Source organism: Paenibacillus sp. MAEPY2, from assembly GCF_000499205.1.
Classification (GTDB): domain Bacteria; phylum Bacillota; class Bacilli; order Paenibacillales; family Paenibacillaceae; genus Paenibacillus; species Paenibacillus vandeheii.
Genome location: NZ_AWUK01000049.1, coordinates 23,428 through 48,308, shown reverse-complemented (window position 1 = coordinate 48,308; position 24,881 = coordinate 23,428). Strand labels below are relative to the sequence as shown.

Genomic DNA, 24,881 nt, shown 5'->3' with positions numbered 1-24,881 from the left:
TTTATGTTCTTCTTTTTATTAAAAATTCATTTTTTTTGAGTATCCGAAGAATTTGTTTCAATTTCTCTCACCACCGATAGATCATTTTTAGTTAGCTTATTTAAGGTTTTATCTACCAGTAAAATAGACTTATTAAGTTGTATTAATCTTTTATCTAAATCGTCTAACCTTTGATTAAAATTACCAAGGACACTTCTTAATAAAATAATAGCAATTAAGCTTGGAAACCCAACCGTCCCAATCAAAGCACCTAAATTCTCAAGAGAAATTGTATCCACAAGATCTTCCCTCCTTTCTTGATTAAAAATTAGCTAGCTTTCATTTTTAATAAACTCAAGAAATTCAGTAATAATTTCTGAAGCAGCATCTTCTGGTGGTAGATATATATATCTACTTAATTTTTGTATATCAGGATTAAATAAATTCAAGAGTTCCAAAATTGCTTTGGGATCATTGTTTTTTGCAGCAGTCAACAATTCTAAGAACTGATTTTCTGAGATAATAGGTTCAACATTTTTCTCTTCCATTTATTCACCGCCTGCTGACTAATGTTTAGTTTAAGAGCAACTTCAGATTCTGTGTAACCCTCTAGATAAATCTTACTTAGTACATTCTTCCCTATATCTGGTAGCGAGCTAATAAGTTGTTCTGCCATAATTTTGTTTTCAGAGAAGGATGTAAAATCCCCCTTTATTGCCTCATCTTCAAAAATTGGTAACTCACGATATTTAATTTTTTTTGCTCTATATTGCACTCTCCAACCAATTCGATAAATCTCTTTCCTATATCGCTCGTATACTGTTTGCTGATTTTCCAACTTGAAAACCACTCCTTTCGAAATAAACTTTCTACATATGTAGGGAAAACCAAGAAATATTTTACAACCAAAATAGGAACATTTGTTCTATTTTATTATAGCATTTTTATCGTTTTTTGGCTTCCATTTATAATGAAGCTATTTAAATTCAGACCTGTATTTGAAACTCTGATCCGTTTCTTCAAAATTGAACAGAAATGAAGATAAGTTTCAATAAGAACAAAACCCGAGAATTGGAGCGCTATATTCCATGCAATCGGTTGGTTGAATATACCCTTAAATTTGTTATCATTTAGTTATAAATACCTCGCCATCAGGCGCCAACCTATGATTATGGTGATTGCGTTATGAAGAGCATTTACCGCGTCAACGGTCATGTAGAAAGGCTGTGGACTGCCACGGCGTGCATGAGCTGAATAATGCTATTTATGCGAAACCCACCGTCAGGCGATCAACCTTATGAGGTGGGTTTTCTCTTGCCATGAATTCTTGAGGTAATTATATTGATTTTTAGTTGTCCTTCATGAATATGCGATAGTTTTCACCTCAAAAAAACAACCATCTTAATCAAGATGGTTGTTTCTGTAGAAATTTTAAAGTCAGGTTACAGCAGCAATGGGTGCATAAACAATGGCTACAATTCCAAATGTGATCATAGGATAGGTCCATAAACGATCGGTATTAGGATTCCTTCTTCCGATCAGATAGTAAATTGAAATCATAATTGCAGTCACAAGTATGCCTGGGATAAAGAAACTTAAAAATAGTGACACATCAAACTCCGTTTTACTCAAAATTTCACCTCGTATCTTACTGTTAAAACGCAAATCCTATTTGACCGTGCTGGTCCCTTATCACACCTATATTGTCATTGTTCTTATGCTTCACTCCCGCAAATCTGCGGAAGAACAACGAACTAATTTCATTGGCAAAGGCACGAATTACACGACCACATACACTCTGTCCAATCATCTCGTATATTCGAGACATTGGCGTGTGCTCAGGGAATTTAAACCATGCTGGGATCTGGAAAATACGCCGTAATTCATTGATAGTCAAGAAACGCCATTGATCGCCCTGTTCGTTTAGAACATAGGAGTTACTGGCACTATGACTTCGATATCTTGCCGGTATGCATTGTAGTTCAGTACACTCTTCTGGTTTGACGAAGGTTTTATCCGTATTGCGATCTGCCCACGAGTTATTCTTCGCTTTCTTTCCTAGAAAACTATCCCACCAAGTCTTGACCGATTTCCATTCATGATCTGTTGCAGTATCCAGGTACTCTTTTAATTTGTGTCGTCGGAATACTGGAGCTTTTGGTTCACGGAACAGATCGAAGTCCTCTTTATCCTTAACAAAGAGTGTATAGGAACGCTTCCGATGCGCTATAGAACCAAAGTTATAACTATCAATCGTGATAGGCCCAATCATATAAGGATAATCAGGAGTCAAAAGTTCCTGAAGATTATGAAACACAGTAGATTGATAGAATGCCGGGACGTTCTCAGAAAAAATAACACGGGGATCCGCGGCTTTCAATATTTTATAAGTTCCTAGGACAATGTTATCGAAATAACCTTGTCCGCCGTCTCCTATACTACTGTGTTCGGAACAATCCAAGGAGATGAAAGCTACATCAGCCTTAGCGACCGTGTTGCAATCTCTTAGATCACCATTGAATAAGTAGGAATAAGGAAAGTTCTCTTTGATAACCTCCGCGCAATCTTCTTCAATTTCAACTTCTTGTACCGCCGTGTAGTATTGGCTATCTACAAACATGGATGCTCCTATCCCAGAACCCGAACAAACCGTTAGAAGGCGAATACGTTCGTCTGAAGACTCAAATGTTTCAGTGTCGAATAAGCGGAATCGGAGTGGACTCACAACAATTTCTGCATGTGGGCCATTGCGATAGACACTTATTTCAATTTTCTCCTGAATGCAAAGGATAGACGAAAATTTCGATCCAGATGTGTCTACCAGAGGACGTGGTTTGCCGCTAGTACGGTTCATTCTAGACGAAACACTGACCTCGTACACATCTTGTGTTTCATCGAATGGACTATTCCGGATCGTAATTTGCTTATTCATTTCATCGACTTGAACGAATAGTTCTGATCCAGGTATCAGACCTGCAGCTTCACATACCATGTGTTGAAGCCACAAGCGTGGAGCATTATTCTTTTTACTTACCGTGTAGACCTTTTTTAAAGTCAATTTGCGATTATTCATATTGTGAGTTTCCCCATAGGTGAGGGGGAATCCCCTCAACCTCATGGGGATTCCCTCCTTCCTATTCGTTAATTATGTTAACAACCAAACTGTGAGCCAGAATCTCTATTGGTTAGTTACTGACTTCAACCAGCACTTTTCTTGTAAGCGGGACTAGTTCTGCCCCATTTCTCGCTAATATAGCACATCCACTCATCATGCCACATGGCAAAATCCTTTTTATAGGTACTCCGTAGCAGCTCGTATACAGGGAACACGTCTCGTAAAGGCCGCCGGCTATAATGAAGGAAGGGAATACTCCTCATAATTTTTGATCCAGTCGCCTGAACTTCGCGCAGTTGCTCATCAAACCAGCAGGACTTTAGAAAGGATAATGGCTCTTCTCGGATGATCTCGTCCCAATCCATACCGATTTCTCTGTCTGCAGAGCAATTGAATGGGCATAGATAGCAGCGGGATCTCCGCGTAGGGAAGTCATTATCAATCAGGAACCTTATGCTATCATCTGTCGTTACGTTTTCCTCAACTAGCGGGTAAGCTAATCGCATGTAATCGTATTGAGGCGACTGATACGTTTTAATTCGGCGGATTTCATCAACACTAAATCCAATGTCGATGATGAATCCCACGTGGTCTGGCATTTGCTGCCTTGGGCCTAGACCGTACAACTGTAGCACAAGCTGCCGGGCTTTTTGTTTAACTGGTACAATCTTAAAATCAACTGTACACTGTCTCGGCATCAAACCACCCCGAATCATCTCTCCTGTCTCCGGATCTACCCGGTTGCAGTATACAGGAAGCTGGAAACGTTGATAGTCCGTATAAATGTAACGCATCAACATTTCCTCCAACCCGCGCTCCATCGTATTATGTTGCGTTGTAATGAAGGGGGTTGTGTTTCCAACTTCCTGTTGCCTTTGACGCCACCAGGCTACTTGCTGGTGAATAAATGCCGGCTCAGCCCCCGTATTCGCGAATATGATAAAGTCGTAATGAACCAGCCCTCTAAAGTGCTGTTCAAGTAAATGCGTAGACTGAGTCCCAGCTCCAAAAGATAAGACATGAAATATCGTATCTCTTCCTTCTTCCTGGAATTGTCTAATTAGCTCCTCTTTTGATTTAAATACACCATCCAGGTACTTCCTGTGGTCCGTAAAATCGGTTTGAAATAGGTCAAGTTGCTTTTCTGTAGTCATGATGACTTCACCCCTCTTTCGAGACAAAAAAATGGAGACAAAAAAAGGCATACGGGTCCCGTATACCTATTTGTCTCCATTGTGATTGACTCTATATTTATTGCTTGTTAAGCGTCTCCCTCATTGACTGCAACAACTGTGCTTCAATGAAAATAATTCATTCATTCGTAATAGTATTACTTTATCAGATTTATCATCATTTGAACACGAGAAGCCTATTGATTTCCTGTTCTAAATTATCCAAGAGTGGCAAGGCGTTGCAAACATAAATCATTACATGCATTTGCTGGTTTTCATATGTACTGCCTATGATTGTTACCGTGTCACTCGAATATGCGTATTGCTGTTTATTTCACAGCAAGATATGCTAATTGTATATTTTAGGAAGGCGAGTCTCTCATATGTCCATCACCCATGATCTTCAGCAATCAGTATCTACTTTTCTAACTCCGCTTTTTGAAAAAATGTATTCTCATGATGTAACTCACAGTGGTTCCTCGGATGTGAAGGAATTGCTGGAAGTTGAGGTGCAAGAAACTGATAACAAACCTTACGCGTACTCTTGTCCTGAAGTTACGGATTTACCACACCGACAAACAAATTCATCTGTCTAATATCTATATTCCCCTTGTCCATCACAATAAGGGTTACGGTTTAGGTTTGCTTCATGAGATTCGAACTGTAGCTACCGCTACTCAAGAAGATCGACCGTTTCAAATCCCATTGTTATTAAAAAAAGAGCCTGGATTGGGATTGCAGCAACCATCAGCCGGGTGTAACAGACGGTGAGAATTCAATTATATCGGCAGGAGCGATAGTAACAAAGGATGTGCCTGCCAACACTATTGTTGCTGGTGTACCTGCAAAAGTAATCAAAACAATAGAAGAATAACCAGTGAACCCAGAAGGTTCTCAACTTGATCCAACAACAAACGATAAGGAAAACCAGGCAACCTTTCAAACTGACCGGTTGCCTTGGTCTTTAGATGACAGAAGAAGGACTCTAAACAGGCATTGTTGTCCAGTCAATTTCCACACCTCGAGTGGCCTGCTGCTGTTTTTATATGGAACCGTTATTTTGAAAATAAAGCTTCCGTTGCAACCGGCTGAAGGATAGGCAGTGGCAGAAGAGAGGTGGTCCGATCGATATGAACAAACGCATCATAACGGTCCGCCATGCTGGAAGGCACGTAATTGCCGAATCGCTCATGTTCAGGATCATATACCACACCGATGGCACGGTGGCCAATGACCGTATTTAGCATGGATGATGCATCGGATAGCATTACCATGCCATTCCGGCCGCCTCCCGCCCGGTGCATGTAATCCTCCCAGCTTCCTGGCTGTCCGGGCGGCACGGTCATTTTCTCCACCGGAGCTCCCCAGGCTCTTCCAGCCAGTACCTCGCCCTGATAGGTTCCGAAGCCAACGGCAAACACCCGATGTTCCGGATCCTCACGCAGCAGCTGACCCACATTAACCATGCCATCCTGCATCATATCCGTTGCCCGCGCGTCACCGATATGCGTATTATGCTCCCAGACAATGGCTTTGGCAGAGGACCCGTAATAGGACATGATTCGCTTCAGCGATTCAACCATATGTCTGTCCCGTACATTCCAAGACTGCGGGCCGCCTCGAACCATCGTACGATAGTAGGCCTCCGAGCTGGAAGTGACCAGCATGTTCACCTCCGCATTCAGCTCTTCCTCACTTCCCGGATGCGCCATGCGCCGGCTATGCATCTGCTTAAGCAGCTCAACCACTTCATTCTCACAACTCTCCGAGAGCAACCCTGCCGCAATGCCATAACTTTGATGGTCCTTACTGTATGGATCGAAACAGGCGTATGTCCGGCGGGCCTGTTCCAGCTGGGGAGACTTGGTCTCCTCCAGATAACTGATAATTGCCTCCATCGATTCCCATAACGAGTACATATCTATGCCATAAAATCCAACCTTCGGACGGTCACTGCCGCCGTAATTCGCTGCATTATGCTCCTTCAGCCACTCCGCAAAATCACGAATATCCGTATTCGCCCACATCCAGGTCGGCCAACGGGTAGAATCACCTAGTGCCTCGGCTGCTGAAGAATCGGCTCCCACCATCCCTTTAATATATCGGTTCAACCGATAAGCAGAGGGCCAGTCTCCTTCCACGCCTATAATGTTGAATCCCTTGCTTGCAATCAGTCTCTTCGAAAGATCGGCCCGAACTCGGTAAAAATCAGACGTCCCATGGCTCGCTTCGCCGAGCAGCACAATATCTGCATCTCCGATAGCCTCAACCATGCGGTCCAGATTCTCCATTCCATCCAAAGGGATAAATAAGGCATTCAGCTCTTTCAAATATGCGCTTTGCTCTGATTGATTATCACTGGAATTCATGAAGTTGTTCCCTCCTACAGACAGTATGAGTGAATTATTTCCGATTTGTCCATTTATTAACCCAAAACTGGCCTCCCTTAGGAAATAGGCCAAGGTAAGCCTGTTTGAAAAATTACTATATTTTTTCAAATGATAAGAAGGAGAAGAAAGTAATAGTTAACTTAAAGTGTATGAAGCATCCCGTCCTAAGCGGGCTGTTTTTATATGTACAACATTTATGGTTGAAATTACGTTAATGTAAGTAACGAATACGAAGGAGGGGATTATCATCAAAGTAAAGTCGTTGTATTTTCTACTCATTGCTTTAGTGGCTTTTCTCACATCAGCTTGCGCTAATGGTATTACTGGCTCTAATTCGCAGAATGAACTCGGCGAACCTTATAGTATAGCGCTAGACGAATTAATATCAACAGATGCAGCTCTCAATAATAAAATGGAGTACATTTCATTGGATTTCGGTAAAGGAATTCCATTAAAGGAATCAGATAAGCAAATCATTGAGAAGCATCTTCAAAGTAAATATAACGAGAAGATTTATTATTTCTCCTATGAACAATTACTTGAAGAAGAATTGGTTGATGACCAGGACGAAACCAGACTGAAAGGGATTTTACTAAGAATTGAAAAGCAGGCGCAATCGGATAAAAAGAATAACATCACGATCGAGGTCAGTAAGTATCGTTCGAATGAGGGGGCGCTCTCTGCACAAATGACTTTAACCTATCAGGATGGTCAATGGGAAGTCACTAAGCATACGCCTACAAGAGAAAGCTAAGGGGAGCATTTCTGGATATATATTCCCTCACAAAAAATAAATCGACAGTATCTATGAATAGCCTTCAAGCATTCTTCCTCCTGTCAGTGTTGGAGATTGCGCAGGTAGTTTACCTTAATTTGAGGAATAAGGCGGAATCTTCAAAGCAATACATTGGGAAAACTATAAATAAGGGAGTTGCCAATCTACATGCTCAATGCCGAAACAACAGCAATTATAAAATCGACAGCACCCGTACTTAAGGAACATAGTCATCAAATCGGAAAACGGTTTTATGAGTTGCTTTTCCGCAGTGCACCTGAGTTAATGAGCATCTTTAATCAAACGAATCAGAAGAGGGGCATTCAACAGGAGGCATTGGGTTATGTCGTTTATGCTGCAGGAGAAAATATTGCCAATCTTGAGGCACTTACCCCAGTTATTCGAAGAATCAACGAGAAGCATCGCGCGATCGGTATTCGGGCGGACGAGTATCCAATCGTAGGCGAAACCTTGCTTCAAGCGGTGAAAGATGTGCTTGGTGATAGTGCAACCGAAGAAATTATAGATGCATGGGGGCAAGCATACGGATATATTGCAGACATTTTTATAAGGATGGAAAAGGAACTGTATGAGAAAACGGAGAATCAGGCCGGTGGATGGTCTGATTATCGGCGTTTTATCGTAGGTTTTTATTTGTCCATCGTATGTGCCATAAGAGTATTCTCATGAAAAAAGCACGTACCGATTGAATACCGGCACGCGCTAGTAAGATATATTTCTTATATGCTTTTGGCTGACAGGTTTACACTTTGACTTATACTGCTTTATTAACCTGTCTCATGTGTTTTCTAAGTTGTTCCCCCAAATACTTCTCATCGAAGCCAGTATCGTACCAGTCTTCAGACTCAGCTGGACGGTACCAAATTTCTCCTTGGATACCTATCTCTGTAGAACCATCATGTATGCTCTTATATTCATACTCGACGCCATCTACATCAATATTATTGAAATATCTAGCATGACAATCTTCAACATCAAAACTGGTTTTTCCACCGAATGCTAATGAGATCGCCTTTTCTAATTCTTGTACTTCAAGGATATTTTCCATTGTATATCTCTCCCTAAACTCATTTTATTTACTCCAGTGACTCATAGAATCACAAGCTGCTTATAACACAGGGATATTAACGTAATTAATTGTGGAATCAAGCAGCATGGCCCCGTTCTCCAGGTTTAATGTAACGAGTTTAGCTCGTACATTGTAATGGTTTATTGGATCGACAAGAACGAAAAATTTGCCCATCCAGTTCCAGGAGACATTCATTTTATTTAATCTAACTTCAATTTCTTCTTTAGTTAACTTCCACTCTTTGAAATAAAGATTCACGATGTTGTGTATGACACAGTTCTCGTTTACACACACCTCTGCAGAAGTAAATCCACTTTCCGTTTCTAAATACTCCATTGGTTCCATTTCTTCTCTACAGTAAATACATTTTGGCATATTGTTCCTCCTGTTGTGACTTCTATTTTAAAAAAGTGGGATTTGAGTATTCTGCTCCGGTAAATAGTTCATGAAGACATACTCGGTTTCATTCCGTCGTGTTTGTCCTAACTCAGCTTTTGCTACCGTCCCCACTTTTGAATTAAAGGTTAGACAATGCCAGTCCTTATACAGGTCCAATATTAGCGGATCACCATAATAAGTCACCATGGCCTTTCCCTTAATGTTTTTCAACATATCTGCAAGCTGAACATGTTCTTTAAAAGCTCCCTTATAATAGTGCTCCCGGTTTTTGTAGGGCGGATCGATGAAGAAAAAAGTCCTTTCAGAGTCATACCGTTTGATAATTTCCTTATAGTCCAGACATTCGATCATGACTCTGCTGAATCTTTTCTCAAACTCATGCAACTTACTTACCGCGTTTTGATAATCATTTGCTGTGTTTTTGATCTTTCCAGATCGCCAGCCACTCTTTATACCATTAGCTGGAATGATGCATTGCCGGAGTAAATAAAACCACCGGACTGCTCGCTCGAATGAGTCTGTAGGTAGCTGCTCATACTGCCATCGTTCAAATAAGCTGCGGCTTGTTGGGAGTGAGCTAAGGTTTTCAATTAGTTCTGCTTTATGAGTACGGAGTACCATCAGGAAATTAATCAATTCTTCATCCGTATCGTTAAAGACTTCGACGGTGCTTCTTTTTTTCCCAACAGTCATATGGGCACCCCCACCAAATACATCAGCCCAGCAATGATGTTCTGGAATTAAAGGAATCAAATCACGCGATAAAAAGTGCTTACCTCCAAACCATCGAATAACACTATCAATTCTATTTACATCAACATAAGATTTTGTCATTTCCATCTCTCCCGTTTCCGTATCATGTGTTATCGATCCGGAAATAGGCAGGACTCTCTTTGTCCTCTTACGCTTTCTCGAAGGCCGCGTAAGTGCTACTTATCCCTCTATGGGGAGCTCGCCTGAAGGGGGCTACAATGAACCTCTAAATGAACTAAATCGTTCATTCCTTCATCACACCTGTTAGTAGAGAGGATGGGGTATTTTCATAATCCTATTATTCATATAGTCCACCTTTATTTTATGAGTGCGATTTGGGTACGAAACAAGGCTTCGCTAATTTTGTTCTCAATTAATCGGACATAGCCCTTCTTGATCAAGTAACATGTGAACTTAGCAATGCTCTTTCCATACTTATTTTTATATAATTCGAACTGTTTGTTTTTATGAAGATCAGATAGCGTCTCTTGATACTGAAGAAAATGCTGAAGTTCCCCTCTGGGATCTTCCTCTTTCATTGCATACTCAAAATCTCGATAAGCTCTGGCTTCATCTTTCTTTTTTTGCCGCAGTCCTCCTAGAAGCTTCTTCAGTTCCTCTACATTGGGCTCAACACCATACAACTGAGCTGAACTGCCGTATGTGTTGATAATTTTGCTGGCTTCCGAAGGAGACAATTCACTAATTAAAGAAGAGATATTCCACTTTTCTCGTTGAACTTCTTTAAATCGCCTTTGCTCCAGCTCATCACTTATTAGCATTTCATAGTAAGTAGGCTTTGTTCCTAAAGGAACGCCATCTGCATACAGTCGATAAGGAATATTATTCTCATCTAACAACTGTCTCAGAGGATCTGCCAACGTTCTACCTGCGTGAATCTCTACGAACACACCTTCTCCCATGGAATGAACATGCGCTAAGATTTCCTTTGCGAACACATTGGCATCACTAGCCCTGGGGTGATTTTTCTGCTTAGGGTACGGTTCAATCACTTCTTGGTAAGGGATGATTCGATTTTTATAGAAGCTTAAGAAGAATATATCTTCTGTTGGAAAGCTTCTTGTCTCCATATACTGAATCACCGTATTGATCCACCGACTCATCTTCCCTTGGTAAAAACGGTGGGCAGGCATAGCCGTATCCGGGCGAGCCGAGGATTCAGTAATCAAGGCAATCCTTCTCATGTCTACATCGTCTCCTTTTTTTGACACAAAAAAATGGACACAAAAAAAGGCATACGGGTCCCGTATACCTATCTGTCTCCATTTTTTTGAATCAGTATCTTTTAGCTGTTAAGCGACTCAATCATTGCATGCTCAGTTTGGGGCAGCAAGGAAAACTAATAAAATAATCGTAATATTTTAATTTTAGCAAACAGAAAGCAATTTGAAAAGTTTTTCGAATGATCAGATTTAGATTACATGAAAAGTTATCTATGATATGGTTAGCCTTTAAATCTTAACTGGGCCTCGGCCATCCCAAATGCATTCCATAGTCCATCAAATACAGGCTTGAGGGCAAGCCCGATTTCCTCGGGACTTCTAGTTGAGAAGTTTTTTGGATCAATTAGAACTTCCGGTAGAGTAATCTTATCTTCACTCAAAGGCCATGTATCCATAAAGGATTCTGGACTAGAAATAAAAACAAGATCTTGTACACCATAGAATGAGCAAATAAGGTAAAATGGTTCGCTGATCTCCATGATGTCATAGTTGAAAAGCTGTCGATGTAGAGCTTGAATGAGCTGTCTTTCAAATGCATATGCAGCAATCGTTAAATTGTCTGTCATGCGTACAGTCGACAATTCAATCACTCCATTTCTGAAGATTTGCATTCGTGCTTCGCCCTTATTTGATTCGGAATATAAGCCGTGTATATTGATTCGAGGGTCGCCACCCGCTGAAGCAATAGGGGTCAGACTTACTTTGCTAATTAGATTTACGTCCAGAGTATACTGATTTTCGAAGCAAGATAAAGGAAGTAAGTGAGCAAGGAAGAATGGAACATCCCTGTATGAATTAAATGTGTTTAAAAGCCTTTCCTCCTTGAAGAGCTCGTACTTCTTGGAAAATTCCGTTGTTCCTAAGAACATTTCACGTAGTTCGTGTACATCTAAAGGGAACTTCCCATTCGACTTTCTAGAATAAAATTGATTATTTTGTTTTACCCTGTGAGGGCGGGACCAACTGCGATAAGCCCGGATTAAAATGACGTAACGTTTGGGGGATACTTCAAAAGGTTTGATATCATATCGTGCAAGTCGTGGCTCAAGACCATTGTGTAGAATTTGATTAAGGTTTAACATATATGCATCAATATCGTCCACCTCGATACCTGGAGTAGCAGTAGGATCTCCTTCCGCCTCTTCGATCCCTAAGTAAAAATCTCCTCCGAACGCATTTGCAAAAGAAGAAATTGCTGCACAAAATTGCTCAGGTCGAATCATCCGGGATTTGTATTCGATAGTTCCCCCTTCTTTTACCTTATTAGTAATTAGAGCTTCAATATCATTTAACTCAATAAGATCGAATTTTTTCGTAAAAGTAGTCATTACATTTCCTCCCTTAAAGTAAGTGTTTGATTATAAAAAATTTGCAATCTTTCAATTTAACATGTTGGCAGACAGCCATTCTAACTGTCTTTTCTTATGGAGTTCTCATATTCGGACAAATTTCTTTCTAATTGCTCTTGTTTCTCAAACTTAACAATTAGCCCCTCTCTTACAATCTCCCATAATGCTGCATTCCAAGATGGAGATCCACTCCGTTCTTTAAACAATTGAACAGACTTATCAATAAAATCGGGTATGATCATGGTGGTTCTTCTGCCTGGACCAGTGTCGTTTTTCATGCGCAATCCCCTCTCGTCATATTCATATTAATATATTAATTAATTGATGTATACACTTATTTGGTGTATAATTAGTGCATGATGAAATGAGAGAAATTAACTAGTTCTTGTACATATCAAGGAGTGAAAACATGATCAATCGTGAGAGATATCCAAGTCTGAATGTCATTAGTCTCGAGGAATTTATTGGCCAAACTACGGATGAAGATATGGATTATGAAGTAGAAGGCTGGCAATTCGGCGTAGAGTTCTCAAAAGAAGATTGGACACTAGCAACTTTCATGGAACGTCCTTCCGTTTTTAGGTTTGATGATCCGGCTCAACGTTCTGCAGAAGCCTGGACTCTACGTAAAAAATCAGAAGGTATTGCTTCAATCTTAATGAACATCGAGCTTGGACCAGTAAAGGCACAGCGTAAATCAATTAGCAAAAAGAGAATTCGAAATGTGATTGATGGAGGAAATCGGTTGAACATGCTAAAGGATTTTGTGAAAAATCTTTGGGCAACGGGAGATGAAACATATATTTTTGGCTACAAGGATGATGAGAAATTACTGATTGATATCTCCGCGTGTTACTTCAAAGACCTACCAAAAGTATTTCGTAACACCATTATGAGCTATCCTTTCCAGGTCCACGTTTATGAAATGGACGATGAGATGAAGAATGAAATGTCCTACAGATGGAATAACTACGAGCCTCATACTAACGCAGAGCTTATGAAGTCTCAGATGTCAACAGTAATGCAGGTTACGGTGAACAAAATGCTCTCCATGGAGTTTGCTAAAGTAGGATATCATGAAAAAACGGCTAACCGTGCAAAGCATATGGAACCACTACTGCAGGGCTTTGCGTTAATTGAAACTGGAAATGATACAAAACTCAAAGCAAATGTGATCAAAGAAATGTTGGAAAGAAATCGCTTTTCAGCGGAGACTGTATACGTTGTTGACCAAGTTGCGGATTACCTAGAGGAAGTATTTCATCATTTTGAAGATCCTAAGCTTATCAAACAGATATTTAACCGGAAACATCAAGCTACACTAATGTATGTTGGAGCCAACGCGATTTCGTTAAAGCATGACCCTTCTCATTTTGCTAACTGGGCCAAGAAATTTTTCGTTGAAAATATTGAGCTGAATGGTTACCTTGATCACAGTGGTGATGCCAATGCTCAAAAAGTACAAAGCAGAAATGAGATTGCACTTTCGGATTTTCAATCCACACATAGCTTGGTAAACAATTAATATACAATACAGAAACAAAGAACCATTCTGAGGAGTGATCAGAATGGTTCTTAGTTTTGAAAATACTACTTAAAAATTCTCAAAAGAGGAGTGAGCCCATAATATATGTGATGTGCGGTCATCCTCATGCGTTAGTCAATGATCACAATGATGCATACATTCAGTATGACCACCACCGTTATGCATCAGATCCCAATAGGTTTTTGATCTATTGTTTCCAATCATTTCACTTTCTTTTATTGCTTTTATTGATAACCACCGAATTTCTTTCTTGTCATCAGATTCTAGCTCGGTCTTGTCATCCCTCTCTAACAAAATTTCACCAGGTTTTAATTTAATCAGATGGTATGGAAGAAAGGCTAAACCAAAGACTTCATTAATTTCATTTAATTGAAGGTAGTTCTTAAATTCAACAATGAACTCCTCTTGGTTTAAAAGTTCTTTGTAGTGATTTTTGTATAGTTCAGCTTCCCCGTCAGCGACGATAAATTCAATTGGATAAAGCTCAAGTTCTGAATCTATAGCAGTTTTTGAATAAGCAAAGGCATAAGGTATAATATTTGTATCGTCAGTAGTAAATGGCCCGATCTTAAATTCACTTGCACTATATTTACGAACCAATTTCTCTCCCTCATACAAATTAAAGTGTTTATGAAGCAGCGTTATCCCAACAAGATTTTCTAGTTTATATTTTTTAATTAGCCCGCCTAACTGATCCAAGTGTTTTTCATTTTTTGTCACCTTTTTTTTTGCAATTTCAAATTCATGAAGATTGGCAAAAACGAGAGAACTATAATTTTTTATTACCGACATTTTACATCTTCCTTTCTGTATTATTAAATTTATATCCATTTATAACAATTAAATACATATATTTTGAAACTAATTATCTGACCAGCGGTAATCTACTTTTCTTACTGATACATAAAGAATGGATTTTTACTATTCTTTTCTTTTTTCTAAGATATCCAACGCTTTTTTGTTCTGGTCCAATATTTTTTTTATCCCCCAGTCGGGTACTGTGGTGTTAGGTTTATTATTAGCTGCAGGGTTTATAATTGGTTTTTTTCTCACGTAAGCCATCTCCCCTATCGTTTTGTTAACAAGGGTTGGCATAATAGTAGACTTTTAAACTATCAGAAGAAGAAATAAAAAAGATGCTCTATGAAATTTCATAGAGCATCTTAGAGCACATAAAAGTAATTATCTATTTTTAAGGATATTCAACACGTTATCGTTTGCTTTCAAAATTTTTTCTAGGCCCATATTCTTCTCAATCGTGGTCTTAGGTCTCCGAACAACAACCTTATCCGGGGTTGCATCAATTTTTTTAGACTGTTTAAAAAGTGTCATAAATATCACCTCGTATACTTAATATACCACACTACCCATCTATGAACCAATCAAATATCTGGACTAGATTAACAATATTATTAGCATCAATCCCATTCAATATGGCTCCAGATTCCGCTGCTTGGATAGTGATAATGAAACTATTGGTAGATCCGAAGAAAGGTACACAAATCGTATTTCCTTCCTCTACCACGTAAACTGCTGCTTCTGCTAATTCTTTACTCATTTCCTCTTTGTTCTCTTCAGGGATCAGGATACTGTTGCTTCTTTCAATCTGAGAGAGAGAGTTCCTTATCTTTGTCATGCGTACTTCTGGGTCGCTATCGAATTGAATCGATGTAGTTGAGATCCGTAAGCCGAAAGTATCCGTGTAGTATCGAAGATATTCTTTTAACATAGACGAGTACAAATCCCACTCTGGCAACTGATCCTTTTGCTCATCTGTGAGCTCGCTTAGATGATGTTGTGAGTATTGAACAACTGCAGTAAACTGAGCTGTTTTCTGAAAACTAGAGAGAATGATCCGTTCGTTATCCCGTATCGTATTTTCGATAATTTGATCATTTTTTTTGAATTCAGTATTTCCGATCTTTTGGATACTTGGCGTTTCCAAAATAGCCAGGTCAATGAAGATAGCTATACTGGCGAATTGTACGGCTTGCACCCAATCATTTAATAGAATGTGACCGGCTAAAATCATCCCGAAATAAATAAGTGCCATAATGGCATAGGACGTTTTACGGATGTTCAACAAATTGCTTTCATACCAACCACGATTGTACCAGTGTGTTGCCGTTGCGAGTCCCGCTATGGCCATAAATCCAATGGCCATCCATCCGAAATAAAACATGAGGTTCCTCCAAATAGAAAGATATAAGGATTCTAGGGGGTTAAGTTTCCCTATTGGCCATGAACTTCTTAAAGTCTTCTTCAAATCCTTGTTCTAGCAGTAATTCACTAAAATCATACCCCTCTTCTTCTGTTATCTGACCTGGCCGTGAAACAAGGGTAAGCTGCAAAGGCTCGTTATAAATCTTCTCCGTTCCAGACCAGTCTAATCTGTCTGAAGCACCTTCTCTGAGTAATTCTGGATGAGGAATAAACCTCCAGGTATTTTCTTGTTCCAGGTAGTTTTTGAATCCCTCATCTTTATCACTGTAAGGAATCATTATTTGAATCACTTGGTTTCCTGTACAAAGAACCATCCAAGCATATGGTAAAAAAGATGGGGCATCTGAACGTCTAAATAGTAAGTAGACTTCAGGCGAGGGAAATACATGTAGTCCTTCAACGAATTTAGTATAGGCATACAACTTTACCTTGGGCCGCTTCAACACATGGTTAGTCTCTTTAATCCACACTAACGTCATGGGGAAATCTTTGAAGTCAGATTCATTCATCATTGTGAGGGCCATTTTTACATATGCTTTATAGACAGCCATAGGTATGTAAGGTTCTTTTACTAAGGTTGGTGTGATCTTTCCAGCATCTTCATCGTATTCAATAAGCGAGGAATCTGGATCAACTTTAATTTGTACCATGAGCTCTTTTGCTCTTATATCGATACCTTTTTTGTTATATGCAGGAATTCCTTTTTTTCCTCTTATTAGTGAGAGTGTTCTTAATGGAGCACTGTAGTTTCCGAGATTGTTCTCTAGATTATCACCAAAGAATTGATTACAAATATCACACTCGTAATAGGTCAATACATGTTTGTTGCCTAATAACTCAGGTACGGCATGTGCGTCCTTCTTAAATTTCACTTGTGTGCTAGGTAAACCACAAAACCGACAGACTCGATTATCTTTATCCCCTAGAATCATCTTGTGATCAAGTAAAAAATATTCTGTACGGTAGTGCTTGGAATAGAACGTGGCTTCGTCATCCTTCATCTAATCACCTCTATTTAATTATAACCCACGACTGTAATAAAACGAAGAACCCCCGTAAGGAGGTTCTTCGTTTTATACAAACATGTCTATCGTTGTCTGAAGATCATAGTACCTCTCCTCCAGAGAGACGAGCAGGTTTACATTAAACCCGAGTGCTGCCTCGCTTGACATATAAGGGGGCACGACAGATTGTCCAGTCAACGTCTGTAACTTCCCGAATATACGTGCATTAAGCCAGGAGCTGGCATCAGCAGAGAACCAACTATACTTGAGCAGCAAGTTCAATGATCCAAGGCCTAAAGCATGGAAATTAACAGAGTCTCCATACTTTCTAAATATCTCGTCAAACGCTCTTTCTCTCCGCTGAATGCTCACGGATCTCAGTGCACTGCCACCAATTGCAATAAGTTCATGTTCTTCATCAACTAACTCTTGCAGAGCTGCCATATCGCTTTGGATATGATATACCGGCACCGGCTTACGGCCGACCTTCAGGGCCAGATAATTCGTGTTACGTTGGGTAGCGGCTGAATCGCCGATAATATCCAGTGTAAGGTACTGGTATATGATATCACTATGCTGCCTGACAAATGCAGCATAATCATCAATGTCGATAGGCTTAACGGGCAGCCCTTTTTTGGCAGCGTCATGTAGTGTCTTCTCCCCAGGGTCTATAATGACGCACTTATAGTCGAACCCTAACTCTATAATGGTCTGCTTCCATTGGTTTGTATGGTCATTCCGGATCGTGAAATAATTGAGCAGAATAAAGCGCCCCCCATACTCTTTCACAATTTCTATATCCCTTCTCGATTTACTTAATCCACTAAAAATATATCGCAACCCGCGAAGTGTTAATCGAACGGCACCGGACTTCGTCTTCACCACTTTGCATATGTCCACCATTATAGCTTTGATGATGGCTGCCATCGCACTTGAATAGGCGTTAATCTTAATAAGAGCCTTGAGAGTAGTCACACGTCTATAAAATAATAGAGCCAGTGCTCGACGGATACTTTCCCGAGGGATACGATTGTCGGCGCGTCCGTTCTCTGATCGGATATAGACATATTTCTCAGTCACTTTTTGAATCGTATTGATCCGTCCTGTCTTGATAGTGTAGACAGCAGAACCGGCTCTCCCTCTTTTAGAGAAAAATGAACGTTCCTTCTCTCTGGCTTTCCGGTAATAAAATGTATCTTTCGGATTCATATATGTGCTCCAGCGACAATTACGGCAATAAAGCCGAAATGTAACGATTGGAGCTTTCCCCCCTTTATAGAATTTCTTCCGGACAAGATGAAAAAACCTCTTTAGTTGCAGACTCCATATGGAGTACCTGCAGCAGAAAGAGGCATATTACATCAAACCGTATTTAGCTTCATGACTACAGCATCATTGATAACGATTGATGCCTTACAAATAGCCATTTCTGCTGTTTCTCCAGCACCAATGAACGTATCTTCATAGTAGACAGCCCAGAATCGGCCCTTACCGGACCCGCATGCAACCAGCGATGTTTTATCTTCAACCAGTACATAATTAAAGACAAGGAACGCTGACCCTATTTCCTGAGCAGGTTGAAAGGAATCTACTTTAAGATAATCTTTCTGGGTAATGTAAAATGGTGGTTCTACCGTATTACGGGACCAATTCATTACTTCCAGAGCGATATATTCATTTCGTTTCTCCATATCCATGCTATCGAACTGTTGAAGTTGCTTTTCACAGTGAATGCGCGATCGCCGGATCTCATCTTTCGTAAGGGTTTGAAGGTATTCTGCTCGCATAATCTCGTAACAATCCTTCTGAAAGTGATTTTCTATAATCATAATAGAGCTCCTCCATTTCTATGAAGCCTTACTTCGGTACGTTCTTACTTTCCCGCTGCCTTTGCACATAAAACAAACACCATTTTGAATATGCTTATAGCGAGTTTTTCCGGTACCATTGCATCGGAGACAACGCTTCATTTGTTTGGATGAGGTTTGTTTTAAAGCTTGGTTTTAGGAGAAGAAGAGTTGGGCCAGAAAGAAGGTCTCTTTTTTCTATAAGCCTTGGGTGCAGGCTTCATCTCCTGTGCTGCTTTCTGTTGCTCCAGCGCCTCCAACTTCGCTCGATCAGGCTGCTCTACGATATACTGGGGGTCATAAGGCGGACGAGATACATACTCTTTGCCGGCCTTACGTTGTTCAATAAGAACGATAATCTCTTGTCCATCCGTTTCAGATGAGAGAATTCCCCAGGCTAACCCTTCGAATTTCCGTTGTAACTGACACTGAAGTGCATCAGCAGCCCATCGCCAAGTTTGTTTACTCTGCTCACATTTATATTTCCGGTAATACCACCCGCCAGCTTCTGCTCCACCATAAGCACGGCTCACCGTGTAGACGTTAACCCAGGGGACCAATCCAAAAAGAGTTTCCAACGGACGGGTTACTCTATTAACCAACGATTTAAATGGATTCATGGTGGATGGTTCCTTCCGGATTCTTTGTTATCCAGTATTTGCGTGGGGGTGTCTCTCTGACCCGCCGAATCAAGTGTATCCATTGCCACTCATGGGTACCCGGGCGTTTCTGATAGTTTGCCAGATTTCTCAAAATCACAAAATAATTGATTTGTCTCCCAACGAAACGTTTCCATGCATTTTCCTCTACTGCAATACCTTCTATGCCATCTTTAGCGTACTTACCTTGTAAAGTGGATGTAATCGCAAAAAGACTGGTGTCCGGATACTTGGATTCAAAAATGTTAACCGCAGCACGTCTCAATTCAAAGTACGTGCTTGGTTTGGCATAGTAGAAACCAAAAAGAGGATTGAAATGCAGCTCGTATACGCCATTCCCCTTATAACTGACAATATAATACCGGTTTAAATATCTCCCCGTCAGTTTATTTTTAGCTGTCACCAAGAGGGAACCCAGGATGATCGCTACAATAAACAGAACTACAAAATACAGACTAATCAGTACACCTACAATGAACATTTGCATTTATATTACCTCCTTTAAAATAAATAGGGACAGTTGCTGGATCAGCACTGTCTCCTATCCTATTCACGCCACAATGATTTCATAAGAAAGCTCGGCCTGGGGGATCACGGACGTCACAAAGATTTGTCCTTGTTCTTCTCCAAAATTCTGTACAGGTTCTCCGTGTTCGATAAAAACGGGAACTGAACGGCCGTTTACTTCTTCCTCCAAACGAGACAGATCAAGAGAAACCTGCGCTTGCTCTGAGCTGGTGAAACCAAACTCTTTTCCTTGATAGAGCAATTTGTGTTGCAGTCGGATTACGCCCTTCACAGTTCGCCGTTCCAGCAAAATTTCAGATGAGGTCATCTGCAGGTTGGCTTTACTTACCTGCAGCTGCGCATATTGCATTAGAAAATGCTGAACAGCCTGAATATGAAGAGAAATCTCTCTTTGCTCTTTCTGTCCTTCCAACAACTTCTGTTGCAGATGTGGCAGTTTCTCGGAATCTACACTGGTTTTGGCCAACATTGTTTGTTTGACCTGCAGACGCTGAATATCCGATTGCAAAAACTGCATTTCCTGCTCCTTCTGCTGTTTAAAGTCCTCTGTCTCTTTCTCGTGCTGTGTATACATACGAGAAATATTCTCTTTTATTTGCACACCCTCATCTAGCAGGGCTTGGCACTCCGTTTTCTTTACTTGTATCAGAAGGGCGCGTTTCTTCTTCCCTTCTGTATCCTCCGGCTTCCAATCGTAATAAATGGCACGCCATTCATCGTGCGTTTCTCTATATCGCTTCCCGAGTAGTATAAGATCCGATTCCCATTCAGTAACATAATCAGGGATAGGTGGACCTTGGACCGCTGAAAGTTCATTCAGTTCTGCCGTTTTTTCTTCTAGTTCTCGAATAATCTCAGAATTTGTATCAGCATCACCATTGAAATTACTGGCAATACGTATTTTCTGGATTCTGGTTTCGATATCTCCGATGTATTCGTTCCATTCATTCATTTCGTCATTAAGTTCATTGAGAAGGTCCACAGGATCCGTCATCGTTTTTAGACGTTCTTGATCCTCGATAGAGAGACATGCGATTGCTGCTGAATACTCAATCTTCGGCATGAGGGATAGGAGTACATTCCGTTTACGCACCTGGGTAAGAGAATCAAAATAGCCAGGAACAAAAATGCAAAGGAATGTATCGGTTTGGCCCACAATAGCGTCTATGTCCTTCTGAGTGGCTTCAACTTCATCTATGGAGAGATGAACGGTTTTCCCCTTTATCTCTCTGCATATGGATACTGGCTGGTCATAACCTGCAATCTCCCATACAGTGAGGACTCGGGTATACTTGGTGTTCCAGCTTTGCACATATTTTTTGATCCCTTTGGTGTGGCCTTGAAGATCACAACCTAAGACTGACCATACAATAGCTTCACAGAGCGCGGTTTTTCCTCTATCCCGATCACCAACAATGTGGTTAATCCTGCCAAAAGATATAGAAGCGTACTCTGCATAATTTTTAAAGCCGGTCATTTCTATCGCTTTCAGTTTCAACGTATTACCTCCTCATTGTCAGAAAAATAGAAAGAACCCCTTATTAGTTCAGGGGTTCTTTCTTAAATGTCTCAGTTATCTATAGTCAATCCAGTCCTCTAACTTCTGGATAGAATCTTCCCAATGACAGTGTAGGTTAACAGCTTCTTACGGCGTGCAGCCTGGTACTGTAATTTCATCATCTGAATATTATTCATGTTCATCGTTATGCGCCCATACCGGAGAAGGGGCACTGCCCCAACTGCGGAAGAGGGACTCCCTCCTCAATGTATGTTGTTATCTATTGCCTCCAGCTTCTTGCAGAACTCAGAACTTAACTACGAGAAAGAATCTTCCCGATCACAGTGTAGGTTAACAACTTTTTACGGCGTGCAGCCTGGTACTGTAATTTCATCATCTGAATGTTATTCATGTTCATCGTTATACGCCCATACCGAAGAAGGGGCTCTGCCCCAAACTGCGGCAGAGGGACTCCCTCCTCAACGTATGTTATTATCTATTGCCTCCAGCTTCTTGCATGTGTTGCTTCAATAGTGAATTTAAGCGATAACTTTAATCGTAGTGTTCTCATGAACGGTCACAGATACTTCATGTCCGGATTCCTGTAGAACAAAAATCATGTTACAACCAGCCGTATCAATGACCCTACCTTTTGCAAGAACATCACCTGTTAAATTAAAGATGGCCACGATTAATTTTCCTTTATAATCAGCTACATTTTTCATCTGTAACCCTCCAATAATGATTTTTATATGTTCACCAGATTGAGCGTTTAGACTGCTTGGCCTAAATGCATCTTTAAGATCTGTAAATCCAGACACTGCTGATCTGTTAGAATCGGCTGGCGGCTGTGCATGGCTTGAACATTACTACATACCTGCACCGGGTGGGGGTACCCGTAAGCCTGCTCTCCGTTCACCCATTTTTCAACGCACAACAAGATATTTTGGCCAATATCTCCAGGCAATGCCGCTACATAAGTTAGGATGTTGCCATGTTGTGCATCAGATAGTTCGGTTGTCATTACAGAATCCTCCTCGAAACTTTTGTTTAAATAACTATCCAACCAGTTCGAATCCTATTTGATCGTCTGGCTGCTCTTTCCCCGTTAAGTTATATGTAATTTCATCGATCCATACGGCGTATTGCTGATGTTTTATCGTTTGCCGAATATCCAGGTTTTTGACTTCAAATAGATAGTAATTATGAATGGGATACACGGTAAAACCGAGTTGCTTATCAACAGTTTTGGTCCATATGTTTGATGTTTTTTCTGTATAACCTAAAACGGAGCGTATCTTATCCCTATCAAAGGCTACTTGCAGCCAATTTACATATGTTTTGAAATGACCATTCATTGCGAAAAAACATTCTGACAGCGCGCGGGTTAGTGCGGTCTTATCTGTATTGCCAGAAGGATGGGAAAACCGTATCCAAAAATAGGACCGTTCCTGATCGCTCATTCGAACACGATGTTCAATTTCCAACGTATGTTCGTTAATCTTCCTAACCCAGTTATTCTGTCCTTTTGGGCGGAAGGTGAGCTGCTCAATTACAGGTTTAACTGCATCAATCCTGGCATCCACATGCCATTTGAAGGCGATGTAACGAATATTCATGTGGCTCACGCTCCAATCCGAAAGCCTTGACCGATGGTAGTGCCAACGGGGAGTATTCCGCGATAGCTTCGGCCGGCAGCGAATAAAACCATATCTTCACGATGAAAGCCACTGTCCTGTAACTGTTCGTTGATCAATGAAGACCAAATGAACAATTCCGCGGTTGATAGCTCCATCACGTTGACTGGTACAAGCGGAACAACATCAACATCAACAAGTCCATCTCCAGTTAAGGCATAAACGGTATAACCAAGTGCTTTTGCCATCTGCAGGTTTTCGCTCATTCGTCTTTCAAACCCACCCAGATTCACGAGAAGACATACTTTCTTTTTCTTGGAATCCATATCTATAGAACCTCCCCTGTTTGACTTTTTATGCGGAAATGAGATAGTCGCCGATTCGTTGCAGCACGTTATGTTTGTTAATGAGCTCTAGGAGCTCTTCTTCAAAATGAGCGGCAACAGACTCTTCAACTTTATTTGCTTTTCCACGTCCACCCACAAGCACAATCAATTCAGGACCACCTGTGGCTACATCAAAGTCAATACAGATTTCTTCGCCAGCAACATCGACAATGGCTAACCCGCCAAAAATAAAGCTTTGGCAAAGGCGAATCGAAACTTTTTTGATCATATCTATTTCCTCCCTGTTTTTAGGAACAAAAATAGGGATGCTGCATATAGCAGCATCCCTATTTCATCCTATAAAAATTGACTAATTACAAAGTGGCGCTTTTCGGAAAGAAGTCCTCCATAGAGAAGTTCTTTTCTAGATCCATTAATGAGACGGTGACGTTGCCAACAATCTTGTGTGAAGTCAGCAATCGTGCATAGCCTGCCATTAACGCGCCATCCGCGAGGTGAATCTCTTCCTCGCATCCACATTTCTGTACGGGGATATCCGTAACAATCAAAGTACCCCCGTCAAAACGCCGTTGATTTGAAGTCGTCATTTCTATAATCTCCTTTTTACACCGGTCACATTGAGAGCTCATTCAGCATCCCTCCTATGACCTTATTTTATCATGAGTTTAGAAAATCACCAAAAGATTCCGTCCGTTTTAGCCAAAAACCAAATGATCGATCACCAGGATGATCCCGATGATATAAGCTAGCAGCATGAGTGCTTGCTGGCGATCTTTTGTAGGCATATCCTCACATCCCGTTATCCATTATTAGGTATGTACTTCGTGTATCTGGGATTGTTATTCACCGGAAAAACAGTCTTTACGATAAATCGCTTATCTGTCTTCAGGAGAACAATTGCTACAATCCAGTCACCAGACATAGCTGGCCCAACAATAGTGCGTTCAGGCTCAGGATTCCGTCCCTTATCTCCACTATCAAACCCTTCGACAATTTGTCCATGAGCGATAGCCCAGACGATATCAAGTTCATCGAATACACGATCAGGATAATTCGCATTGTGCAGACGATCATTGATATAGTGGGGGGAAATTGTAGTGATGTACCCATCCTGTTTATTAACACCTTTTAATATGCGTTCCATTTCATCTAACCAATAATTTTGCATGTGGTCCATCTCTATAGCCCCCTTTAATGTCATTTGTTTTTAGACACAAAAAAAGCCCTGAAAGTTAAAATAGGCATGACCAAATAGGCCATACACTAATTTACCTCAAGGCAATCTTATACGTTGTCTGATTGACAACTGCTCCATCTACAGCTGAA

General features: G+C 40.6%; 32 protein-coding genes and 1 pseudogene. 4 read left to right on the top strand and 29 right to left on the bottom strand.

From position 1 onward, the window contains the following. Positions 1–26: 26 nt before the first annotated feature. The 6 genes from P364_RS0131295 to P364_RS0131275 form a co-directional block, all read right to left on the bottom strand. On the bottom strand, positions 27–278 hold the full coding sequence (locus tag P364_RS0131295) for a hypothetical protein (RefSeq protein ID WP_024633944.1): 252 nt from the start codon (positions 276–278) through the stop codon (positions 27–29). A 33-nt stretch (positions 279–311) separates the two neighbouring features. Beyond that, on the bottom strand, positions 312–527 hold the full coding sequence (locus tag P364_RS37095; protein ID WP_081718240.1) for a helix-turn-helix domain-containing protein: 216 nt from the start codon (positions 525–527) through the stop codon (positions 312–314). Continuing rightward, positions 479–817, bottom strand: a complete 339-nt coding sequence (locus tag P364_RS0131290; protein WP_024633943.1) for a sigma factor-like helix-turn-helix DNA-binding protein — start codon at positions 815–817, stop codon at positions 479–481. The genes P364_RS37095 and P364_RS0131290 overlap by 49 nt, the downstream gene beginning before the upstream one ends. A 599-nt stretch (positions 818–1,416) precedes the next feature. After that, on the bottom strand, positions 1,417–1,611 hold the full coding sequence (locus tag P364_RS0131285; RefSeq protein WP_024633942.1) for a hypothetical protein: 195 nt from the start codon (positions 1,609–1,611) through the stop codon (positions 1,417–1,419). A 22-nt stretch (positions 1,612–1,633) separates the two neighbouring features. Continuing rightward, complete coding sequence (locus P364_RS0131280) at positions 1,634–3,052, bottom strand: DNA cytosine methyltransferase (protein WP_081718248.1); 1,419 nt, start codon at positions 3,050–3,052, stop codon at positions 1,634–1,636. A gap of 125 nt (positions 3,053–3,177) precedes the next feature. Further along, positions 3,178–4,248: a hypothetical protein gene (locus P364_RS0131275; protein ID WP_024633940.1), complete on the bottom strand. Its 1,071-nt coding sequence runs from the start codon at positions 4,246–4,248 to the stop codon at positions 3,178–3,180. Between the two features lie 737 nt (positions 4,249–4,985). On the opposite strand from P364_RS0131275, the pseudogene P364_RS38360 reads away from it, so the two are divergent. Beyond that, a pseudogene (locus P364_RS38360) lies at positions 4,986–5,140 on the top strand (sugar O-acetyltransferase); the annotation flags it as partial. A 181-nt stretch (positions 5,141–5,321) separates the two neighbouring features. Here P364_RS38360 and P364_RS0131265 read toward each other — a convergent pair. Continuing rightward, on the bottom strand, positions 5,322–6,635 hold the full coding sequence (locus tag P364_RS0131265) for an erythromycin esterase family protein (RefSeq protein WP_024633938.1): 1,314 nt from the start codon (positions 6,633–6,635) through the stop codon (positions 5,322–5,324). Between the two features lie 448 nt (positions 6,636–7,083). Between P364_RS0131265 and P364_RS0131260 the strand changes: the two genes are divergently transcribed. Together P364_RS0131260 and P364_RS35775 are read left to right on the top strand one after the other, a co-directional pair. Then, positions 7,084–7,410, top strand: a complete 327-nt coding sequence (locus P364_RS0131260) for a hypothetical protein (RefSeq protein ID WP_152532774.1) — start codon at positions 7,084–7,086, stop codon at positions 7,408–7,410. Between the two features lie 189 nt (positions 7,411–7,599). Continuing rightward, the gene (locus P364_RS35775; RefSeq protein ID WP_052016837.1) at positions 7,600–8,121 is read left to right on the top strand and encodes a globin domain-containing protein; all 522 of its coding nucleotides are present in this window, start codon (positions 7,600–7,602) and stop codon (positions 8,119–8,121) included. A gap of 85 nt (positions 8,122–8,206) precedes the next feature. Here P364_RS35775 and P364_RS0131250 read toward each other — a convergent pair whose 3' ends face one another. The 6 genes from P364_RS0131250 to P364_RS0131225 form a co-directional block, all read right to left on the bottom strand. Continuing rightward, positions 8,207–8,500, bottom strand: a complete 294-nt coding sequence (locus tag P364_RS0131250; protein WP_024633936.1) for a hypothetical protein — start codon at positions 8,498–8,500, stop codon at positions 8,207–8,209. 60 nt (positions 8,501–8,560) lie between these two features. After that, entirely contained in the window at positions 8,561–8,896 is a 336-nt protein-coding gene (locus tag P364_RS0131245; RefSeq protein ID WP_024633935.1) for a hypothetical protein, read from the bottom strand. A gap of 27 nt (positions 8,897–8,923) precedes the next feature. Next, positions 8,924–9,754, bottom strand: coding sequence for a DNA adenine methylase (locus tag P364_RS0131240; protein ID WP_024633934.1), 831 nt, complete (start codon positions 9,752–9,754; stop codon positions 8,924–8,926). A gap of 236 nt (positions 9,755–9,990) precedes the next feature. Continuing rightward, on the bottom strand, positions 9,991–10,878 hold the full coding sequence (locus tag P364_RS0131235; RefSeq protein ID WP_024633933.1) for a DUF6884 domain-containing protein: 888 nt from the start codon (positions 10,876–10,878) through the stop codon (positions 9,991–9,993). A gap of 260 nt (positions 10,879–11,138) precedes the next feature. After that, positions 11,139–12,245 carry an AlbA family DNA-binding domain-containing protein gene (locus tag P364_RS0131230; RefSeq protein ID WP_024633932.1) on the bottom strand — a complete coding sequence of 369 codons (1,107 nt, stop codon included), beginning with the start codon at positions 12,243–12,245 and terminating at the stop codon, positions 11,139–11,141. Between the two features lie 80 nt (positions 12,246–12,325). Continuing rightward, positions 12,326–12,544, bottom strand: a complete 219-nt coding sequence (locus tag P364_RS0131225) for a hypothetical protein (RefSeq protein WP_024633931.1) — start codon at positions 12,542–12,544, stop codon at positions 12,326–12,328. Between the two features lie 131 nt (positions 12,545–12,675). On the opposite strand from P364_RS0131225, the gene P364_RS0131220 reads away from it, so the two are divergent. Continuing rightward, on the top strand, positions 12,676–13,791 hold the full coding sequence (locus P364_RS0131220; protein WP_024633930.1) for a hypothetical protein: 1,116 nt from the start codon (positions 12,676–12,678) through the stop codon (positions 13,789–13,791). A 135-nt stretch (positions 13,792–13,926) separates the two neighbouring features. On the opposite strand, the gene P364_RS0131215 is transcribed toward P364_RS0131220, so the two are convergent. The 16 genes from P364_RS0131215 to P364_RS0131125 form a co-directional block, all read right to left on the bottom strand. Then, positions 13,927–14,604 carry a hypothetical protein gene (locus P364_RS0131215; RefSeq protein WP_024633929.1) on the bottom strand — a complete coding sequence of 226 codons (678 nt, stop codon included), beginning with the start codon at positions 14,602–14,604 and terminating at the stop codon, positions 13,927–13,929. Positions 14,605–14,733: 129 nt separating this feature from the next. Beyond that, positions 14,734–14,865 carry a hypothetical protein gene (locus P364_RS38545; RefSeq protein ID WP_256984597.1) on the bottom strand — a complete coding sequence of 44 codons (132 nt, stop codon included), beginning with the start codon at positions 14,863–14,865 and terminating at the stop codon, positions 14,734–14,736. A gap of 310 nt (positions 14,866–15,175) precedes the next feature. Further along, positions 15,176–15,994, bottom strand: a complete 819-nt coding sequence (locus P364_RS0131200) for a type II toxin-antitoxin system SpoIISA family toxin (protein ID WP_024633928.1) — start codon at positions 15,992–15,994, stop codon at positions 15,176–15,178. A 40-nt stretch (positions 15,995–16,034) separates the two neighbouring features. Continuing rightward, complete coding sequence (locus P364_RS0131195; RefSeq protein ID WP_024633927.1) at positions 16,035–17,036, bottom strand: HNH endonuclease; 1,002 nt, start codon at positions 17,034–17,036, stop codon at positions 16,035–16,037. A gap of 72 nt (positions 17,037–17,108) precedes the next feature. Next, positions 17,109–18,248, bottom strand: coding sequence for a hypothetical protein (locus P364_RS0131190; protein ID WP_024633926.1), 1,140 nt, complete (start codon positions 18,246–18,248; stop codon positions 17,109–17,111). 152 nt (positions 18,249–18,400) lie between these two features. Then, positions 18,401–18,868, bottom strand: a complete 468-nt coding sequence (locus tag P364_RS0131185) for a BC1872 family protein (RefSeq protein WP_024633925.1) — start codon at positions 18,866–18,868, stop codon at positions 18,401–18,403. A gap of 161 nt (positions 18,869–19,029) precedes the next feature. After that, positions 19,030–19,506, bottom strand: a complete 477-nt coding sequence (locus P364_RS0131175) for a hypothetical protein (protein ID WP_024633924.1) — start codon at positions 19,504–19,506, stop codon at positions 19,030–19,032. Then, positions 19,493–20,032, bottom strand: coding sequence for a hypothetical protein (locus tag P364_RS0131170; RefSeq protein WP_024633923.1), 540 nt, complete (start codon positions 20,030–20,032; stop codon positions 19,493–19,495). The genes P364_RS0131175 and P364_RS0131170 overlap by 14 nt, the downstream gene beginning before the upstream one ends. A 63-nt stretch (positions 20,033–20,095) precedes the next feature. Further along, positions 20,096–21,571 (bottom strand): hypothetical protein, encoded by a 1,476-nt coding sequence (locus P364_RS0131165; RefSeq protein ID WP_024633922.1) that lies wholly within the window; start codon positions 21,569–21,571, stop codon positions 20,096–20,098. A 539-nt stretch (positions 21,572–22,110) separates the two neighbouring features. Further along, positions 22,111–22,296 (bottom strand): hypothetical protein, encoded by a 186-nt coding sequence (locus P364_RS0131160; protein WP_024633921.1) that lies wholly within the window; start codon positions 22,294–22,296, stop codon positions 22,111–22,113. A gap of 47 nt (positions 22,297–22,343) precedes the next feature. Further along, positions 22,344–22,595 carry a hypothetical protein gene (locus P364_RS0131155; RefSeq protein ID WP_024633920.1) on the bottom strand — a complete coding sequence of 84 codons (252 nt, stop codon included), beginning with the start codon at positions 22,593–22,595 and terminating at the stop codon, positions 22,344–22,346. A 34-nt stretch (positions 22,596–22,629) separates the two neighbouring features. Further along, positions 22,630–23,190 carry a hypothetical protein gene (locus P364_RS0131150; RefSeq protein ID WP_024633919.1) on the bottom strand — a complete coding sequence of 187 codons (561 nt, stop codon included), beginning with the start codon at positions 23,188–23,190 and terminating at the stop codon, positions 22,630–22,632. Positions 23,191–23,195: 5 nt separating this feature from the next. Then, positions 23,196–23,534: a hypothetical protein gene (locus P364_RS0131145; RefSeq protein WP_024633918.1), complete on the bottom strand. Its 339-nt coding sequence runs from the start codon at positions 23,532–23,534 to the stop codon at positions 23,196–23,198. 28 nt (positions 23,535–23,562) lie between these two features. Then, positions 23,563–23,823, bottom strand: coding sequence for a hypothetical protein (locus P364_RS0131140; protein ID WP_024633917.1), 261 nt, complete (start codon positions 23,821–23,823; stop codon positions 23,563–23,565). Positions 23,824–23,908: 85 nt separating this feature from the next. Further along, positions 23,909–24,184, bottom strand: a complete 276-nt coding sequence (locus P364_RS0131135) for a hypothetical protein (protein WP_024633916.1) — start codon at positions 24,182–24,184, stop codon at positions 23,909–23,911. 170 nt (positions 24,185–24,354) lie between these two features. Beyond that, positions 24,355–24,732, bottom strand: coding sequence for a DUF4258 domain-containing protein (locus P364_RS0131125; protein ID WP_024633915.1), 378 nt, complete (start codon positions 24,730–24,732; stop codon positions 24,355–24,357). Between the last annotated feature and the right edge of the window lie 149 nt (positions 24,733–24,881).

Excerpts from the sequence above, each read along its gene's own strand:
- P364_RS0131170 (WP_024633923.1), bottom strand. The coding sequence starts at position 20,032 with ATGCAAATGTTCATTGTAGGTGTACTGATTAGTCTGTATTTTGTAGTT.
- P364_RS0131280 (WP_081718248.1), bottom strand. The coding sequence starts at position 3,052 with ATGAATAATCGCAAATTGACTTTAAAAAAGGTCTACACGGTAAGTAAA.
- P364_RS0131195 (WP_024633927.1), bottom strand. The coding sequence starts at position 17,036 with ATGAAGGATGACGAAGCCACGTTCTATTCCAAGCACTACCGTACAGAA.
- P364_RS0131225 (WP_024633931.1), bottom strand. The coding sequence starts at position 12,544 with ATGAAAAACGACACTGGTCCAGGCAGAAGAACCACCATGATCATACCC.
- P364_RS0131175 (WP_024633924.1), bottom strand. The coding sequence starts at position 19,506 with ATGAATCCATTTAAATCGTTGGTTAATAGAGTAACCCGTCCGTTGGAA.
- P364_RS0131220 (WP_024633930.1), top strand. The coding sequence starts at position 12,676 with ATGATCAATCGTGAGAGATATCCAAGTCTGAATGTCATTAGTCTCGAG.
- P364_RS0131125 (WP_024633915.1), bottom strand. The coding sequence starts at position 24,732 with ATGGACCACATGCAAAATTATTGGTTAGATGAAATGGAACGCATATTA.
- P364_RS0131245 (WP_024633935.1), bottom strand. The coding sequence starts at position 8,896 with ATGCCAAAATGTATTTACTGTAGAGAAGAAATGGAACCAATGGAGTAT.
- P364_RS37095 (WP_081718240.1), bottom strand. The coding sequence starts at position 527 with ATGGAAGAGAAAAATGTTGAACCTATTATCTCAGAAAATCAGTTCTTA.
- P364_RS0131135 (WP_024633916.1), bottom strand. The coding sequence starts at position 24,184 with ATGAGCTCTCAATGTGACCGGTGTAAAAAGGAGATTATAGAAATGACG.
- P364_RS0131275 (WP_024633940.1), bottom strand. The coding sequence starts at position 4,248 with ATGACTACAGAAAAGCAACTTGACCTATTTCAAACCGATTTTACGGAC.
- P364_RS0131150 (WP_024633919.1), bottom strand. The coding sequence starts at position 23,190 with ATGAATATTCGTTACATCGCCTTCAAATGGCATGTGGATGCCAGGATT.
- P364_RS0131160 (WP_024633921.1), bottom strand. The coding sequence starts at position 22,296 with ATGAAAAATGTAGCTGATTATAAAGGAAAATTAATCGTGGCCATCTTT.
- P364_RS0131155 (WP_024633920.1), bottom strand. The coding sequence starts at position 22,595 with ATGACAACCGAACTATCTGATGCACAACATGGCAACATCCTAACTTAT.
- P364_RS0131200 (WP_024633928.1), bottom strand. The coding sequence starts at position 15,994 with ATGTTTTATTTCGGATGGATGGCCATTGGATTTATGGCCATAGCGGGA.
- P364_RS35775 (WP_052016837.1), top strand. The coding sequence starts at position 7,600 with ATGCTCAATGCCGAAACAACAGCAATTATAAAATCGACAGCACCCGTA.
- P364_RS0131230 (WP_024633932.1), bottom strand. The coding sequence starts at position 12,245 with ATGACTACTTTTACGAAAAAATTCGATCTTATTGAGTTAAATGATATT.
- P364_RS0131145 (WP_024633918.1), bottom strand. The coding sequence starts at position 23,534 with ATGGATTCCAAGAAAAAGAAAGTATGTCTTCTCGTGAATCTGGGTGGG.
- P364_RS0131265 (WP_024633938.1), bottom strand. The coding sequence starts at position 6,635 with ATGAATTCCAGTGATAATCAATCAGAGCAAAGCGCATATTTGAAAGAG.
- P364_RS0131250 (WP_024633936.1), bottom strand. The coding sequence starts at position 8,500 with ATGGAAAATATCCTTGAAGTACAAGAATTAGAAAAGGCGATCTCATTA.
- P364_RS0131140 (WP_024633917.1), bottom strand. The coding sequence starts at position 23,823 with ATGATCAAAAAAGTTTCGATTCGCCTTTGCCAAAGCTTTATTTTTGGC.
- P364_RS0131240 (WP_024633934.1), bottom strand. The coding sequence starts at position 9,754 with ATGACAAAATCTTATGTTGATGTAAATAGAATTGATAGTGTTATTCGA.
- P364_RS0131215 (WP_024633929.1), bottom strand. The coding sequence starts at position 14,604 with ATGTCGGTAATAAAAAATTATAGTTCTCTCGTTTTTGCCAATCTTCAT.
- P364_RS0131185 (WP_024633925.1), bottom strand. The coding sequence starts at position 18,868 with ATGATTATAGAAAATCACTTTCAGAAGGATTGTTACGAGATTATGCGA.
- P364_RS0131190 (WP_024633926.1), bottom strand. The coding sequence starts at position 18,248 with ATGAATCCGAAAGATACATTTTATTACCGGAAAGCCAGAGAGAAGGAA.
- P364_RS0131235 (WP_024633933.1), bottom strand. The coding sequence starts at position 10,878 with ATGAGAAGGATTGCCTTGATTACTGAATCCTCGGCTCGCCCGGATACG.